Source organism: Pseudomonas sp. NPDC087612 (assembly GCF_044743505.1).
Lineage (GTDB): Bacteria > Pseudomonadota > Gammaproteobacteria > Pseudomonadales > Pseudomonadaceae > Aquipseudomonas.
The window spans coordinates 215,329-230,862 of the sequence record NZ_JBIUWO010000001.1 but is presented as its reverse complement, the minus strand read 5'-3'; the positions used below and the strand labels follow the sequence as shown (position 1 = coordinate 230,862).

Genomic DNA, 15,534 nt, shown 5'->3' with positions numbered 1-15,534 from the left:
CGTTCCCGCGGAAAATAGAACGATTACTCGAAAATTCCGCCACACTCTTTCGTTTGCTTCCTTAGCTCGGGCGTCTTGAGATGATTCAACCAGCCTCAATCGATCAGCGCAGCTTTCGCAAGCTGCTGACCCGCAACATCGGCCTGCCTCTGGGGGTAGGGCTGCTCAGTGCGGTGGTGTTCGTGACGATCATCAGCTACCTGCTGTCGGCCATTCAATGGGTCGAACACACCGACCGGGTGATCAACAACGCCAACGAGACGGTGAAACTGTCGATCGACATGGAAACCGGCATGCGCGGCTTCCTGATCACCGGCGAGGAGCGCTTTCTCGACCCCTATGAGGTGGCCAAGCCGCAGGTGATTGCCGGCATCAAGGGCCTGGAACAACTGGTGGCCGACAACCCGCAGCAGGTTGACCGCCTGCAGCGCCTGCTGGGCCTGCAGGATGAGTGGAACACCTTCGCCGCAAACATGATCAGCCTGCGCCGCGACAACGGTAATTTCCGCGAGGCCGTCGGCTCCGGACGGGGCAAGCGCCTGACCGACGAAATCCGCAAGGAATTCGACGCGTTCATTGCCATGGAGCATCAGTTACGGGTGGCCCGTAACGACACGGTGAATACCACCACCATCGTATCGATTTCGGCATACCTGGTGTTTGTCATCCTGCTCAGCGGCCTGCTGGCCTACCTGGGGCGCCGCGACCTGCTGGCGCTGTCGGGCAGCTACGCCAGCAGCCTTGAGTCGCAGCAACGGGCCAACCAGCGCCTGGAACGCCAGGCCTGGCTGCGTACCGGGCAGACCGAGCTGGCCGGCCAGGTATTGGGGCAACTGACCCTGCCGATGCTCGGCAACAACATCCTGCGCTTTTTTGCCGGGTACCTGGGCAGTGCTGTCGGCGCCATGTACGCCCGTGACGAGCACGGCGGCCTGCGCCGGGTGGCCACTTACGGTATGTCGGCCGAGCAGGCCGGGCAAGAGCAACGGGTCGCCAGCCACGAAGGCATCCTGGCCCAGGCGGTGATGCAGGAGCGCCTGTTGCGCCTGGACGAGTTGCCGGCTGACTACTTCAAGGTCAGCAGCGGTCTGGGCCAGGGCTTGCCGCGCAGCGTGCTGGTGATGCCGACCAGCAACGACGGGCAGATCAACGGCGTGGTCGAACTGGGCTTCTTGCGCAGCCTGGATGAACGCGACATCGAATTCCTCGAGCTGGTGGCCGGCAACATGGGCACTTCGATCGAGAGCGCCCGCTACCGCCAGCGCCTGCAGGAAGTGCTGGCCGAAACCCAGCAGCTCAACGAAGAGCTGCAGGTGCAGCAGGAAGAGCTGAAAACCGCCAACGAAGAGCTCGAAGAGCAATCGCGGGTACTCAAGGAGTCCCAGGCGCACCTGGAAACCCAGCAGGCCGAGCTTGAGCAGACCAACGAGCAACTGGCCGAGCGCACCGAAGCCCTGGCCGAGCAGCGCGATGTGCTGGACCGCAAGAACGGTGAACTGAACCAGGCCCAGGTCGAGCTGCAGGAGCGCGCCGAAGAGCTGCAGCGCTCGAGCAAGTACAAGTCCGAGTTCCTCGCCAACATGTCCCACGAGCTGCGCACGCCGCTCAACAGCTCGCTGATCCTGGCCAAGCTGCTGGCCGAGAACGGCGAAGAGAACCTCACCGGCGAGCAGGTCAAGTTTGCCGAGTCGATCTACTCGGCGGGCAACGACCTGCTCAACCTGATCAACGATATTCTCGACATCGCCAAGGTCGAGGCCGGCAAGCTTGAAGTGCGCCCGGAAACCACCCACGTGGCGCGCCTGAGCGAAGGCCTGCGCAACTTGTTCGAGCCGCTGGCCAGCGAAAAGCAGCTGAGCTTCACGGTGTCGGTCGAGCCGCAGGTGCCGGCGACCCTGTACACCGATCGCCAGCGCCTGGAGCAGATCCTCAAGAACCTGTTGTCCAACGCGGTGAAGTTCACCGAACGCGGCGAAGTCAGCCTCACTATCGGCTGGCAGCCCGGCGCCGGCATTGTTTTCTCGGTGCGCGACAGCGGCATCGGCATCGCCGCCGACCAGCAGCAGAGCATCTTCGAAGCCTTCCACCAGGCCGATGGCACCACCAACCGCCGGTATGGCGGCACCGGCCTGGGCCTGTCGATCTCGCGTGACCTGGCGCAGTTGCTGGGCGGGCAGATCAGTGTCGACAGCAGCCTGGGCCAGGGCAGTGTGTTCAGCCTGGTCCTGCCGGAGCGCTACGAGCCGATTGTCGATCAGAGCCCGGTGCAGATCGTTCATCAGCCAGCGCGCCTGGTCAGCGCGCCGTTGCCCGCACCCGTTGCGCCTGCGCCGCTAGCACGCCCGGCGCCGAGCTTTGCCGACGACCGCGACAAGGCGCCGTTCAGCAACCGCTTGATCCTGGTGATCGAAGACGAGCCGAATTTTGCCCGTATCCTCTTCGACCTGGCCCACGAACTGGGCTACAGCTGCCTGGTGGCCCAGGCTGCCGACGAGGGCTTTGAACTGGCGGCGAGCTTCATTCCCGATGCGGTGCTGCTGGACATGCGCCTGCCGGACCATTCCGGTCTCACCGTGCTGCAGCGCCTTAAAGAGCAGGCCAGCACCCGGCACATTCCGGTGCATGTGATCTCGGTCGAGGACCGGGTCGAGGCGGCGCTGCACATGGGCGCCATCGGCTACGCGGTCAAACCTGCCACCCGCGAAGAACTCAAGCAGGTGTTCGCGCGCCTGGAAGCCAAGCTGACCCAGAAGCTCAAGCACATCCTGCTGGTCGAGGACGATGACCTGCAGCGCGAAAGCATTGCCCGCCTGATCGGCGACGAAGACATCGAGATCACCGCGGTGGGCATGGCCCAGCAGGCCCTGGACCTGCTGCGCGAGAATATCTACGACTGCATGATCATCGACCTCAAGCTGCCGGACATGCTCGGCAATGAGCTGCTCAAGCGCATGTCCGACGACGACATCCGCGCGTTCCCGCCGGTGATCGTCTACACCGGGCGCAACCTGACCCGCGAAGAAGAAGCCGACCTGCTCAAGTACTCGCGCTCGATCATCATCAAGGGCGCGCGCTCGCCCGAGCGGCTGCTCGATGAAGTGACGCTTTTTCTGCACAAAGTCGAATCCAAGCTGTCCCATGAAAGACAGCGCATGCTCAAGACCGCGCGCAGCCGCGACAAGGTCTTCGAGGGCCGCAAGCTGCTGCTGGTGGATGACGATGTGCGCAATATCTTTGCCCTGACCAGCGCTCTGGAACACAAGGGCGCGATTGTCGAGATCGGGCGCAATGGCCGCGAAGCCATCGAGCGCCTGGAGCAGCACGAGGACATCGACCTGGTGCTGATGGACGTGATGATGCCGGAGATGGACGGCTACGAAGCCACCCGCCTGATCCGCAAGGACCCGCGCTGGCGCAAGCTGCCGATCATCGCCGTCACCGCCAAGGCGATGAAGGATGACCAGGAGCGTTGCCTGCAGGCCGGGGCCAATGACTACCTGGCCAAGCCCATCGACCTTGACCGGTTGTTCTCGCTGATCCGTGTCTGGCTGCCGCAACTGGAGCGAATTTGAGTATCGAACGCAACACCGACATTGAAATACGGCTGCTGATCGAGGCGATCTACCTCAAGTACAGCTATGACTTTCGTGATTACTCCGGCGCCTCGATCAAGCGCCGGATCCAGCACGCATTGCGCCAGTTCGACTGCAAGACCGTCTCGGCCCTGCAGGAGCGGGTGCTGCACGACCCGGGCATGTTCATGCAGTTGCTGCAGTTCCTGACCATCCCGGTCAGCGAGATGTTCCGCGACCCCGAGCACTTCCTTGCAGTGCGCCAGGAAGTGGTGCCGCTGCTGCGTACCTGGCCGTCGATCAAGATCTGGATCGCCGGTTGCAGCACCGGTGAGGAGGTCTATTCGATGGCCATCCTGCTGCGTGAAGAAGGCTTGCTGGAGCGCACCATCATCTATGCCACCGACATCAACCCCAGCTCCCTGGAGAAGGCCAAGCAGGGCATCTACAGCATGCACAACATGCGCCTGTACGGTGACAACTACCGCAAGGCCGGCGGGCGCGGCGAGCTCAGCGACTACTACACTTCGGCCTATGGCAATGCCATTGTCGACAGCAGCCTGCGCGACAACGTGACCTTCGCCGACCACAGCCTGGCCACCGACAGCGTGTTCTCCGAAACCCAGTTGATCTCCTGCCGCAACGTGCTGATCTACTTCAACAAGACCCTGCAAGACCGCGCGTTTGGCCTGTTTCACGAGTCGTTGTGCCATCGCGGCTTCCTGGTGCTGGGCAGCAAGGAAACCCTGGACTTTTCGGCCTATGCCGACAAGTTCGAGGCACTGGTCAAGCCCGAACGGATCTACCGCAAATCATGAACGGCGTTCAGGCGATTACCCTGGGCGCTTCGGCGGGCGGCGTCAGTGCCTTGCTCACGGTGTTTCATGCCTTGCCGCCGGCGTTTCGCATTCCGCTGCTGTGCGTGCTGCACTTGCCGGATGACCGGCGCAGCCACCTGGCCGAGGTCCTTGCCCGCAGGCTCAAGCGCCCGGTGCGCGAAGCGCGCGACAAGGAAGACATCGCCCCCGGCACCATTTATGTGGCCGGGCCCGGTTACCACCTGTCGGTGGAGCGCGACCACAGCCTGTCGTTGAGCCAGGAAGAGCGCGTGCATTTTTCCCGGCCTTCAATCGATTTTCTTTTCGAGTCGGCCGCCGATGCCTACGGCGCGAGCCTGCTTGGCGTGCTGCTGACCGGTGCCAATGAGGACGGTGCCCGCGGCCTTGCCTGCATCAAGCGCCAAGGCGGCCGGACCATTGTCCAGGACCCGCTTGAAGCGCAAGTGTCGACCATGCCGCGTGCGGCGCTGGCCCTGCATCGGCCCGACTACATACTCCCTTTGAATGGCATCGGGCAACTGCTCGCCAGCCTGGAAGCCCCAGAATGCTAAGGCACATACAAGCAAAACTGCTGATCGTCGACGACCTGCCGGAGAACCTCCTGGCCCTGGAGGCGTTGATCAAAGGCGAAGACCGCGAGGTGCACCAGGCCCAGTCCGCCGACCAGGCCCTGGCGCTGCTGCTCGAACACGAATTCGCCCTGGCCATTCTTGACGTGCAGATGCCCGGCATGAACGGCTTCGAGCTGGCCGAACTGATGCGCGGCACCGAGAAGACCAAGAACATCCCCATCGTGTTTGTCAGCGCCGCCGGGCGCGAAATGAACTATGCCTTCAAAGGTTATGAAAGCGGCGCGGTGGACTTCCTGCACAAGCCGCTGGACAGCCTGGCGGTGAAAAGCAAGGTGGCGGTGTTCGTCGACCTGTTCCGCCAGCGCAAGGCCCTCGGCCAGCAACTGGAAGCCCTGGAGCGCAGCCGCGAAGAGCAGGAACTGCTGCTGGCCCAGTTGCAGGTGACCCGCCGGGAGCTTGAGCACGCGGTGCGCATGCGCGATGACTTCATGTCGATCGTCTCCCATGAGGTGCGCACGCCGCTCAACGGCCTGATTCTGGAAACCCAGTTGCGCAAGCTGCACTTGGCCAAGGACAACGCCGATGCCTTTACCCTGGACAAGATGCGCGCCATGGTCGAGCGCGACGAGCGGCAGATCAACAGCCTGATCCGCTTGATCGAAGACATGCTCGACGTGTCGCGGATCCGCACCGGCAAGCTGTCGATCCGCCCAAGCCAGTTCGACCTCGGGCAACTGGTCGGCGGCTTGATCGAGAACTTCCAGGCCCAGGCCGCAGCTGCCGAGTCGCATATCGAGTTCAACGCCGGCGTGCCGCTGGCCGGCGTATGGGACGAGTTTCGCATCGAGCAGGTGGTCGCCAATCTGCTGACCAACGCCCTGCGCTATGGGGCGAAAAGCCCGGTGCAGGTGCGCACCTTCGAGGAAGGCGGCATGGCCTGCGTCGAAGTGCGCGACCACGGCATCGGCATCAGCGAGCACAACCAGCAGCGGATTTTCCAGCAGTTCGAGCGGGTTGCCTCCAGCCAGAGCAGCGCCGGCCTGGGCCTTGGCCTGTATATCTCCGAGCAGATTGTGCTGGCCCATGGCGGCAGCATCAGCGTGCACAGCATTGAGGGTGCGGGCGCGACCTTTACCGTGCGTCTGCCGCTGCCGCAATCGCTGCGGGAAAATGACCGGCACCAGGCAACCTCTGCCTGAGGCCGGGGTCGTATAGCCAAACAGCTGAATATTTTATCGAACAAGGCATTGGCATGAGTGAAGATGCGCAAGACGTAGTACTGGTGGTCGAAGACGAGCCAGTGATTCGCATGATTCTCGAGGACTACCTCAAGGGCGAGGGATACCACGTGCTGGTGGCGGAGAACGGTGAGCAAGCTTTCAAGATTCTCGCGAGCAAGCCGCACCTGGACCTGATCGTCACCGATTTTCGTTTGCCGGGAGGAATCACCGGGGTGCAGATCGCCGAACCTGCGGTGAAGATGCGCCCGGACCTGAAGGTGATCTTCATCAGTGGCTACCCTGCGGAAATTCGCGAATCAGGCAGCCCGATCGCCTTCAAGGCGCCGATCCTGGCCAAGCCGTTCGACCTGAACAGCTTGCGCGAGCAGATTCAGGAGCAATTGCGCTAGGAGCCTGCTGACTCTTCCCACGCCATCCAGCATGGGTGGCTGATATTCCCCGCCGAGTAAAAAAGCGTCCGATAGCACCCTTGTAAGTCGCCACAGGGAGTCGGCGCATGCGCTTTATTGTTCGCAAGGGAGACGCCACCAGCACCGGTGGTGAAGTACGCAATGGCTGCGCAAAGCACCCGCTTGGCGGTCGGCCCATCGCCCGCATGGGCGACCCGGTGTATTGCCCTCGCTGCCAGCGTACCGGCGAAATTGCCCAGGGCAACCCGGCCTACCGGGTAAGCGGCCAGGCGGTGGCCGGCGAAGGTCACCTGGTGCGTTGCGCCTGCCCTTATGGCAGCCACACGCTGATTGCCAGCCAGCGGCGCGCACGCATGGGCCTGACCACCACCGGGCGAACGCTACCGCCCGCTATTGCCCTCGAAGAAGAGGAGGAAGAGGTCGAGGCAGACAATGGCGTCACCCTGCGTATTGGCGTGTTCTTTGATGGCACGGGTAACAACCTCGCCAACAGCGCCACCGTCGCCCAGTGTTTTGCCCGCGATGTAGAGCTGGCAGAGGAGGCCGAGGAAGTGCGTCGCCATTGCGCCAGGTATGGCTATGACGGCCAGGGGAGTGTGCCGGATGACAGCTACGGCAATGACATGACCAATGTCGCGCGGTTGTATGAGTTGTATCAGGATCGGGTGTGGGGTGATGAACAGCAGGGCAGGCGCCAGGTGGTGCTCAAGGTCTATATCGAAGGGGTCGGCACTACGAGCGGGGGCAAGGATTCCGCTCTTTCTCAGGCAACCGGTCGATACGGGACAGGGGTGATTGCTCGGGCAGAACAGGCACACGCCGAGGTCTTGAATCAGGTCAACATTTGGTTTGATGAAAATCCTCAGGCAAAAGTATCCGAACTGCAATTTGACCTGTTTGGCTTCAGCCGAGGCGCCGCCGCGGCGAGGCACTTTGCTAACAGTCTTCACAGGGGCAAGCGCGGCGGTCTGGCTGCACGCTGGCCGGTGCGCGTCAAACTTTCTGATGACTTCGACTGGAACTCAAAACGTCATTTGAACATTCAGTTTATTGGCCTGTTTGATTCTGTTGCAGCGATTGTTGCGGTTCTTCGCGGTAACTTCAGTCCGGCGAACGCTAACTACTCTGGTGTGGAAATGGGCCTCAAGGCAGGTGTTGCCCATAAGGTCGTACAACTGGTGGCAAGGGATGAGTGGCGCAAAAATTTCCCTCTGACCCGAACCGATAATGATATCGAGGTGCCTGGTGCGCACTCTGATGTCGGTGGAGGTTACCTGCCACGTATGCGAGAAAAAGTCTTGCTGTCCAGGCCGCGTAGCAGTGTCGAGCTACGTAGCCTGGCCAACGTACGGAGCCAGTCCTATCTAAAAGTACAGGAAGATTACTTGCGCAATCGCTCGAAGTGGGAACGCCTGAAGTTGCAAATGAACATAGTTACATGGTCGGTGGACCTGCCCTTTATTCCCAATCGAGACGCACACCCGTACAAGCGTGTATTTGCCTTTATTCGATGTGAGCGCGATGTGTTTGCCGATTTATCGTGGGTCTATTTGCGCATTATGCGCGAACTTGGCATACGAAGTGGTGTGCCGTTCCATGAAATTGGTGATCAACCGGACTTGCCCGATGAGCTTCAGGGGATTGCAGCGAAACTGACCGCTTATGCGCTAGGCGATCGGGCCAGTACTGGGCTCACCCCTGATGAAGAGACATTATTGCGTACTCGATACATTCATCTGTCCAGCCATTGGAACCCCCTGGGTTATCAAGTACGCGACAGCACAGAAGTGGTGTTTATCCATAGGCCGAATGCAAACGGTCAACGCACGGTATTACCCAATGAGTAGTACCTGGCGAGTCGTGCTGCTGCTCACTGCTTTGCTGCTTGCAGGGTGTGCAGGTCAAGACAGTACTCGGCTGCCTGCTGGCCCATGGTACTTGGGTTTTGTGGCGCCTACCCACATGGCCGTGTGGATTGAGACTGCCGATGTGCTGGACATCAAGGACCGCGGGTTCAGACGAGTTATGGGCGGGAACGCCAGAATGGATTTTACATTCAGGCCTGAGGATGGTTGGTCAACGCGCACGGGAGTGGGGTCGGGAAAATATGTATCGGGCAGTGATCTGCCCAAGTTGATTTATGTTCGCTGGCAATCATTGGCCGAAGCACAGACCTACGAAGTAGTCATTGAGATTCCTGAGGCAACGCGCCACAGCATGTTGAAACCCGAGCGCGCCTATTGTCGTTTGAATGATCGAGTCATCGATAACTACCGTACATACGTGACCATCGGCCTGGCCCCTGGCGGTGTCGCCCAAACCTGGCTGCGTGGAGTTTGCCTTGAGCGCATCAAGGTGACTCGAACGGTCGGTCGCATAGTGCCACTGGGACCGGACCTGGGGCGCTCCAGCGTTGGCTACCTACCCCTGGAACCCGAATCCCAAGCCTACATCGACGCCCACGGTATCCCCTATGGCGCCTGGTAAGTCAGGCCATCGAGTTCAGGCTTTCACCGCGCAGGGTCCGCTCGATTCCGCCCAGCAGCATGCTTTCCATCAGCGCCAGGCCCTGGGCCTGGGGCAGTTGCGAGGCTTGCAGCCAGCCGGGCAGGCTGTTGAGCAGGTTGGCGATGACATGGGCGGTGGCTTGCAGTGCCTTGCCGTGCAGAGTTGCCTTGGGCGCCAGCAGGCGCAGCAGGGCGCTTTCATACTGTTGACGCAGTTGGCCGATGCGCGCTTGCTGCTCGACACTCAAACAGCACAGGTCACGCTCGGCCAGGCGAAACTGCAGCGGCCGCTCGGCATGCAGGCTCCAGTGCGCGGCAATCACCTCGCCCAGGGTCTGCTGCTGGCTGCGCCGCCCCGGGTTAAGGGTGGCCAGCAGCTCCTCGAACAACTCCTCGATGAGGTCGAACAGCAAGTGCTGCTTGCTCGGGAAGTGGTGGTACAAGGAACCTGCGGTCAGGCCCAGGTGGGCGGCCAGTTCGCGCATGCTGACCTGGCCGAAACCCTTCTCGGCGAACAGCTCCAGGGCCTTGTCACGCCGCTCTTCAAAGTTCGCACAACGCAAAGCGGCGTCCATGGCAGGGCTCCCTAGTAGGTGAAAAAGCCGCGACCGCTTTTACGCCCCAGGTAGCCGGCGGCAACCATTTCCTTGAGCAGCGGAGCAGGGCGGTACTTGCTGTCGTTGTAACCTTCGTGGAAGGCTTCGATGATCGCCAGCAGGGTGTCGAGGCCGATCAGGTCGGCCAGGGCCAGCGGGCCGATCGGCTGGTTGCAGCCAAGGCGCATGCCGGTGTCGATGTCTTCGGCGCTGGCCAGACCTTCCTGGAGCACGAAGATCGCCTCGTTGATCATTGGCACCAGGATGCGGTTGACCACAAAGCCGGGGCGATTGCCGGCGCTGATCGGGGTCTTGCCGACCTTTTCGGTCAGGGCCAGGGCCTTGGCGTAAGTGGCGTCACTGGTTTGCAGGCCGCGGATGATCTCGACCAGGGCCATCATCGGCACCGGGTTGAAGAAGTGCACGCCAACAAAGCGCTCCGGCTGGCTGACCGCCGCGCCCAACTGGGTGATCGACAGCGACGAGGTGTTGGTGGCGATCACGCACTGCTCGCTGACGCTGGCGGCGATCTGCTTGAGGATGCGCAGCTTGAGCTCGAGGTTCTCGGTGGCCGCCTCGATCACCAGTTCGGCCTGTTGCAGTTGCGCGTAGTCGGTGCTGGTGCGGATGCGTGCCACGGCGGCTTCGGCATCTTCTGCGGCCAGGGTCTGCTTGCTGACCTGGCGCTCGAGGTTCTTGCGCAGGGTGGCCAGGCCGCGCTCCAGGGCGGCGTCGGAAACGTCGATCAAGGTGACCTGGTAACCGGCAACCGCACAGACCTGGGCAATGCCATTGCCCATGGTGCCGGCGCCGATTACTGCAATGTTCTGAATACTCACTTTTAAATCCTTGCTCAGACGCGTTCGAAGACGATGGCGATACCTTGGCCGCCGCCGATGCACATGGTTGCCAGGGCGTAGCGGCCCTGGATGCGCTGCAGTTCATGAATGGCCTTGGTGGCGATGATCGCCCCGGTGGCGCCGACCGGATGGCCGAGGGAGATGCCCGAGCCGTTGGGGTTGACCTTTTCCGGGTCGAAGCCCAGTTCACCGGCAACCGCGCAGGCCTGGGCGGCAAAGGCTTCGTTGGATTCGATCACGTCGAGGTCGGCAACGCTCAGGCCGGCCTTGTCGAGCACCTTGCGGGTCGCCGGTACCGGGCCCAGGCCCATCAGCTCAGGTTCGACGCCGGCGTGTGCGTAGGCCACCAGGCGTGCCAGCGGCTGCAGGTTGTGGCGCTTGACGAAGTCACCTGTGGCCAGCACCAGGGCGCCGGCGCCGTCGTTCAGGCCGCTGGCATTACCGGCGGTGACCGTACCGTCCTTCTTGAACACCGCCTTCATGCCGGCCAGTTGCTCGGCGGTGACTTCGCCGCGCACATGTTCATCCACCTCGAAACGCACCGGGCCTTTGCGGCTGGGGATCTCGATCGGCACGATCTGGCTGGCGAAGCGGCCCTCGGCGATGGCGCGGGCGGCGCGGCGCTGGCTGGTCAGGGCCAGTTCGTCCTGCATCTGGCGGGTGATGCCATTGCGTTCGGCGACGTTTTCCGCGGTGATACCCATATGAAAGCCGGCGAACGGGTCGTGAAGGATGCCGAGCATATAGTCGATGCCCTGCAGGTCACCCATGCGTGCGCCCCAGCGGGCTTGCGGGAGCAGGTAAGGGCCGCGGCTCATGGATTCGGCGCCAGCGGCGACCACTGCTTCAGCGTCGCCCAGCAGCAGGCTTTGCGCCGCCGAGACAATGGCCTGCAGGCCCGAGCCACACAGGCGGTTGACGTTGAACGCCGGGGTTTCCTTGGGAATGCCGGCGTTCATGGCCGCTACCCGCGCAAGGTAGGCGTCGCGCGCCTCGGTCGGAATCACGTTGCCCATGACCACATGGCCAATCTGCTCGGGGGCAACGCCTGCACGTTCGATGGCGGCACGGGTCACGCTGCTGGCCAGGTCCGCCAGTGGCAGGTCCTTGAGGGCGCCGCCGAAGCTGCCGATGGCCGAGCGTACTGCGCTGACTACATAGATGTCCGGGGTATTCATGATCGACTCCAGTGTGCGAAAGCGTGGCGGGGCAGGCCCGGCGTCTGCCAGAATGCTGCCCGCAGCCACCTTCAGGTTGGCTTCGAGTCTAGGCAAAGCCTGCGTACGGGCCTATGCCATAACTGTCCAGTGACACTGGTATTTTTTGCCACACCCTTGCGGAATCCGCCATGCGGGAAAACGATACAGTCGCCGTCTATTTCGTCCATACCATGCTCCATGCCCTGCGCGCGCAACCGGCGCGAGCGGCGGCGCTGCTGGTCGAGGCCGGAATCGACCCGGTGGTGCTCCAAGCGCCTGGTGCACGGGTGCCGGCGCCCGCGTTTGCACGCCTGTGGTTGCTGCTGATCGAAACCCTTGATGACGAATTCTTCAACCTCGACAGCCATGGCATGCCGTTGGGCAGCTTTGCCCTGATCTGCCGCGGGCTGATCCAGGAACCGAACCTGGAAAGGGCGCTGCGCCAGTGCCTGAACAACTTTGCGTTGTTCCTGCGTGATATCCGCGGGCAGTTGACGATCAAGGGTGGGCGCGCAGTGATCAGCCTGCGCACTGGCATCGAAGATCCGCTGACCCGGGTCTACGCCGAGGAAACCTTTCTCGCCCTGGTGATCAGCCTGGCGTGCTGGCTGGTCGGGCGACGCGTGGTCATCGATCGAACGGCGCTGGCCGACACGCGCCCGGCCCAGGACGATGACCCGTTGCTGTGGGGCGCCAATGTACAGTTGGGCAGTGGCCGTACCGAGATCGAGTTTGCTGCCGAGTACTTGCGCTTGCCGGTGGTTCAGGACCTGGCGGCGCTGAAGACCTTCCTGCGCAGCGCACCGCAGTGGCTGGTGATTCGCTACCGCAACCAGAATGGCCAGGTGGCCCAGGTGTACCGTTACCTGCGCGCTCGCCAATACGGCCAGTGGCCGACCCTGTTGGCCATGGCCGAACGCCAGGGCCTGAGCCCCAGCAGCTTTCGCCGCCAGTTGGAGCGCGAAGGCCGTTCGTACCAGCAGATCAAGGACGAAGTGCGTCGGGCCATGGCTTTCGAGTGCCTGCGCCAGACGCACCTGAGTATTGCCGAAGTCGCCGAGCACACCGGCTTCCAGGAGCCCAGTGCGTTCCACCGGGCGTTCAAGAAGTGGACCGGCGAAAGCCCGGGCAGTTACCGCCAGCGCATGCTCAGTCCCGCAGCTGCGCCGCCAGTTGCTTGACCCTGACCAGGTCGCCACCGGCAACCTTGGCCACGCCCTTGCCATAGGCAGGGTCGGCCTTGTACAGGTACGCGAGGATGAGGTGCTTGCTTTCGTCGTCGCTGCTGGCCAATGAGCCACCGAAGCTATTGATCAGGTCGCGGCGGTCGTTGGCGCTATAGGAGCGGAACAGCTCGCCGGCCTGCTTGAAGTTCTGCTGACGCTCGATGCCTTGCTGCTGGGTGCTGCCGCTCAAGGGTTGCTGGCTGTAACGTGCCGACTCGGTCGGGGGGCGTGGCATCAGGCGGCTGGGCTCGTAGTTGACCCCGCTGACACTACGCGCGCTGTTGAGGGCACCATCCTGATTGGCGTTATTGATCCTGACCCTGGGCTGATTGATTGGCAAACCGGCGGCATTGGCGCCGACCCGGTACATCTGGGTGTCGGCATAGGAGAACAGCCGGCCTTGCAGCAGGCGGTCCTCCGAGGGCTCGATGCCCGGCACCAGGTTGGACGGCGCCAGGGCCACCTGTTCGGTTTCCTGGAAGAAGTTGCTGACGTTGCGATTGAGCACCATCTGCCCGACTTTTTGCTCAGGCACATCTGGCCAGATCTTGGTCGGGTCCAGTGGGTCGAAGTCAAAACCGGCGAGCTGCTCGGGCTTGAGCGTCTGGATGTACAGGTCCCACTTCGGATGATCACCACGATTGATCGAATTGACCAGGTCGTTGGTCATGTGGCTGAAATCATGCCCCTGAATCTTGGCCACTTCGCCAGGGGTCAGGTTTTTCTGCCCTTGCAGGGTTTTCCAGCGAAACTTCACGTAGGTGATTTCGCCGTCGCGGTTGACGAACTTGTAGGCATGCACGCTGTTGCCATCCATGTGCCGGTAGCTCAGCGGCGTGCCTTCGTTGGAGTAGAGCAACGTCAGGGTGCGGGTGGCTTCGGGCATGTGCGAGAGCAGGTCGAAGCGGCGCGCGTCGTTGCCAAGGTTGGTGCGCGGGTCGGGCTTGAAGGCGTGAACCATGTCCGGGAACTTGATGGCATCACGAATGAAGAAGGTCGGGAAGTTATTGCCGACCAGGTCCCAGTTGCCATCGGTGGTGTAGAAACGCGTGGCAAAGCCGCGCGGGTCGCGCAGGGTTTCCGGGGAATGAAGGCCGTGCACCACCGAAGAGAAACGCACGAACACCGGGGTTCGCTCTCCCGGGGTGAATACCTTGGCCTGGGTCAGTGCGGAAATATCGGCGCTGGCGGTGAACTCGCCATGGGCACCGGTACCGCGGGCATGCACCACACGCTCAGGCACCCGCTCGCGATCAAAACGCTGCAGCTTCTGGATCAACTGCACGTCCTGCAGCAGGGTGGGGCCGGTACTGCCAGCGGTCTGCGAGTTCTGGTTGTCGCCCACCGGGGCGCCATTGTCGCGAGTTAGCGGGGCGGCGAATGCCGTGCTGGCAATCAATACGGCCGAGGCGAGTACGCCCAGCGTAAAGCCTGAAAAACGTCGGGTGCTCATGGTGACTGTCCTGTCATGGGTTAGAGCAGCCGATGATAGAAACGGCAGGACAACAGCCCCAGATGGGCTTTCTTCAAGCAGTGTCGGACTTCTCCGGAACTGCTGGGTGACTCTGCACCGGTCCCCGGCACTGTTGCAGTGCCGGGTTGTTACGGTCGTCCTACAGCATTTGTTTGAGCAGTTGTTGCAAGTGCGCCTGACCTGCGTTGTCGAGGGCAAATACCGGCCGCCGCGGCTCACCCACCGGCAAACCGGTCATGCCCAGACCGGCCTTGATGGTTGCCGGCAGGCCACCTTTGAGGATGAACTCCAGCAGCGGCAATTGACGGTAGAACACCGCCTTGGCTGTGCCCAGGTCGTTGGCCTGGACGGCCTGGTAAAGCTGCTGGTTGAGGGCCGGGATCAGGTTCGCAGCGGCGGTGCACCAGCCGCTGGCGCCAGCCACGAAGGCTTCCAGGGCCAGCGGGTTGCAGCCGTTGTAGAACGGCACCTTGCCTTCACCCAGTAGCTGCAGCTTGTGCATGCGCTGGATGTCGCCGGTGCTCTCCTTGACCATGGTGACATTTTCGACCTCGCGCACGATGCGCAGGATCAGCTCCACCGACATGTCGGTACCGCTGGTGGCCGGGTTGTTGTAGAGCATGATCGGCAGCTCGATGCTGGCGCCAATGGCCCGGTAGTGCTCGAGTATCTCCTCCTCGGTAAGCTTCCAGTAGGCGGCCGGCAGCACCATCACCGCATCGGCGCCGTGTTCCTGGGCAAAGCGCGCGCGGCGAATGGCACCGGCGGTGGTCAGGTCGGAGACGCTGACGATGGTCGGTACTCTCCCTGCGATCTGGCGCAGGCTGAAGGCGGCTACCTGCTGCCATTCCAGATCGCTCAGGTAGGCGCCTTCGCCGGTGCTGCCCAGTGGCGCAATGGCGTGAACGCCACCCTCGATCAGGCGCTCGATCGAGCGGCCCAGGGCCTCGAGGTCAAGCTGTTCGCCGTCGGCGCTGAACGGGGTGATGGTGTAGCCGATGATGCCGTGAAAAGTCTTGGACATGAAATCTACTCCGC

The 15,534-nt window shown here is 62.3% G+C and carries 13 protein-coding genes; 8 read left to right on the top strand and 5 right to left on the bottom strand.

Going from position 1 to position 15,534, the window contains the following annotated elements:
- Positions 1-80: 80 nt before the first annotated feature.
- The 7 genes from ACIOVF_RS00955 to ACIOVF_RS00925 all read left to right on the top strand — a co-directional run bounded on the left by ACIOVF_RS00955 (position 81) and on the right by ACIOVF_RS00925 (position 9,121).
- Entirely contained in the window at positions 81-3,572 is a 3,492-nt protein-coding gene (locus ACIOVF_RS00955) for a response regulator (RefSeq protein ID WP_045198050.1), read from the top strand.
- Complete coding sequence (locus ACIOVF_RS00950; RefSeq protein ID WP_045198052.1) at positions 3,569-4,390, top strand: protein-glutamate O-methyltransferase CheR; 822 nt, start codon at positions 3,569-3,571, stop codon at positions 4,388-4,390. The genes ACIOVF_RS00955 and ACIOVF_RS00950 overlap by 4 nt, the downstream gene beginning before the upstream one ends.
- Positions 4,387-4,962 carry a chemotaxis protein CheB gene (locus ACIOVF_RS00945; protein ID WP_195884329.1) on the top strand — a complete coding sequence of 192 codons (576 nt, stop codon included), beginning with the start codon at positions 4,387-4,389 and terminating at the stop codon, positions 4,960-4,962. The genes ACIOVF_RS00950 and ACIOVF_RS00945 overlap by 4 nt, the downstream gene beginning before the upstream one ends.
- Complete coding sequence (locus ACIOVF_RS00940) at positions 4,956-6,182, top strand: hybrid sensor histidine kinase/response regulator (RefSeq protein WP_045198057.1); 1,227 nt, start codon at positions 4,956-4,958, stop codon at positions 6,180-6,182. Before ACIOVF_RS00945 ends, ACIOVF_RS00940 begins: the two co-directional genes overlap by 7 nt.
- 53 nt (positions 6,183-6,235) lie before the next feature.
- Entirely contained in the window at positions 6,236-6,613 is a 378-nt protein-coding gene (locus tag ACIOVF_RS00935) for a response regulator (protein WP_093381910.1), read from the top strand.
- Between the two features lie 107 nt (positions 6,614-6,720).
- Entirely contained in the window at positions 6,721-8,481 is a 1,761-nt protein-coding gene (locus ACIOVF_RS00930) for a PAAR domain-containing protein (RefSeq protein ID WP_401286677.1), read from the top strand.
- On the top strand, positions 8,474-9,121 hold the full coding sequence (locus ACIOVF_RS00925; RefSeq protein WP_401286674.1) for a DUF2931 family protein: 648 nt from the start codon (positions 8,474-8,476) through the stop codon (positions 9,119-9,121). The genes ACIOVF_RS00930 and ACIOVF_RS00925 overlap by 8 nt, the downstream gene beginning before the upstream one ends.
- Before the next feature lies 1 nt (position 9,122).
- Here ACIOVF_RS00925 and ACIOVF_RS00920 read toward each other — a convergent pair whose 3' ends face one another.
- Genes ACIOVF_RS00920 through ACIOVF_RS00910 form a run of 3 tightly spaced genes read right to left on the bottom strand, consistent with a single transcriptional unit; the run spans position 9,123 to position 11,775 of the window.
- A complete protein-coding gene (locus tag ACIOVF_RS00920) occupies positions 9,123-9,716 on the bottom strand; it encodes a TetR/AcrR family transcriptional regulator (RefSeq protein ID WP_045198063.1) in 594 nt (197 codons plus the stop codon).
- A gap of 11 nt (positions 9,717-9,727) precedes the next feature.
- Entirely contained in the window at positions 9,728-10,576 is an 849-nt protein-coding gene (locus tag ACIOVF_RS00915) for a 3-hydroxybutyryl-CoA dehydrogenase (protein WP_045198065.1), read from the bottom strand.
- Between the two features lie 14 nt (positions 10,577-10,590).
- On the bottom strand, positions 10,591-11,775 hold the full coding sequence (locus tag ACIOVF_RS00910; protein WP_045198067.1) for an acetyl-CoA C-acyltransferase family protein: 1,185 nt from the start codon (positions 11,773-11,775) through the stop codon (positions 10,591-10,593).
- Between the two features lie 170 nt (positions 11,776-11,945).
- Between ACIOVF_RS00910 and ACIOVF_RS00905 the strand changes: the two genes are divergently transcribed.
- Complete coding sequence (locus ACIOVF_RS00905) at positions 11,946-12,977, top strand: AraC family transcriptional regulator ligand-binding domain-containing protein (RefSeq protein WP_401286670.1); 1,032 nt, start codon at positions 11,946-11,948, stop codon at positions 12,975-12,977.
- On the opposite strand, the gene ACIOVF_RS00900 is transcribed toward ACIOVF_RS00905, so the two are convergent.
- Entirely contained in the window at positions 12,946-14,475 is a 1,530-nt protein-coding gene (locus ACIOVF_RS00900) for a catalase (protein WP_401286667.1), read from the bottom strand. The two genes, ACIOVF_RS00905 and ACIOVF_RS00900, sit on opposite strands and share 32 nt — an antisense overlap.
- A gap of 160 nt (positions 14,476-14,635) precedes the next feature.
- Entirely contained in the window at positions 14,636-15,520 is an 885-nt protein-coding gene (locus ACIOVF_RS00895) for a dihydrodipicolinate synthase family protein (protein ID WP_045198073.1), read from the bottom strand.
- Positions 15,521-15,534 lie beyond the last annotated feature (14 nt).

Coding starts and splice junctions, on each gene's coding strand:
- ACIOVF_RS00955 (WP_045198050.1), top strand. CDS start 81: ATGATTCAACCAGCCTCAATCGATCAGCGCAGCTTTCGCAAGCTGCTG.
- ACIOVF_RS00945 (WP_195884329.1), top strand. CDS start 4,387: ATGAACGGCGTTCAGGCGATTACCCTGGGCGCTTCGGCGGGCGGCGTC.
- ACIOVF_RS00940 (WP_045198057.1), top strand. CDS start 4,956: ATGCTAAGGCACATACAAGCAAAACTGCTGATCGTCGACGACCTGCCG.
- ACIOVF_RS00935 (WP_093381910.1), top strand. CDS start 6,236: ATGAGTGAAGATGCGCAAGACGTAGTACTGGTGGTCGAAGACGAGCCA.
- ACIOVF_RS00930 (WP_401286677.1), top strand. CDS start 6,721: ATGCGCTTTATTGTTCGCAAGGGAGACGCCACCAGCACCGGTGGTGAA.
- ACIOVF_RS00925 (WP_401286674.1), top strand. CDS start 8,474: ATGAGTAGTACCTGGCGAGTCGTGCTGCTGCTCACTGCTTTGCTGCTT.
- ACIOVF_RS00920 (WP_045198063.1), bottom strand. CDS start 9,716: ATGGACGCCGCTTTGCGTTGTGCGAACTTTGAAGAGCGGCGTGACAAG.
- ACIOVF_RS00910 (WP_045198067.1), bottom strand. CDS start 11,775: ATGAATACCCCGGACATCTATGTAGTCAGCGCAGTACGCTCGGCCATC.
- ACIOVF_RS00905 (WP_401286670.1), top strand. CDS start 11,946: ATGCGGGAAAACGATACAGTCGCCGTCTATTTCGTCCATACCATGCTC.
- ACIOVF_RS00900 (WP_401286667.1), bottom strand. CDS start 14,475: ATGAGCACCCGACGTTTTTCAGGCTTTACGCTGGGCGTACTCGCCTCG.
- ACIOVF_RS00895 (WP_045198073.1), bottom strand. CDS start 15,520: ATGTCCAAGACTTTTCACGGCATCATCGGCTACACCATCACCCCGTTC.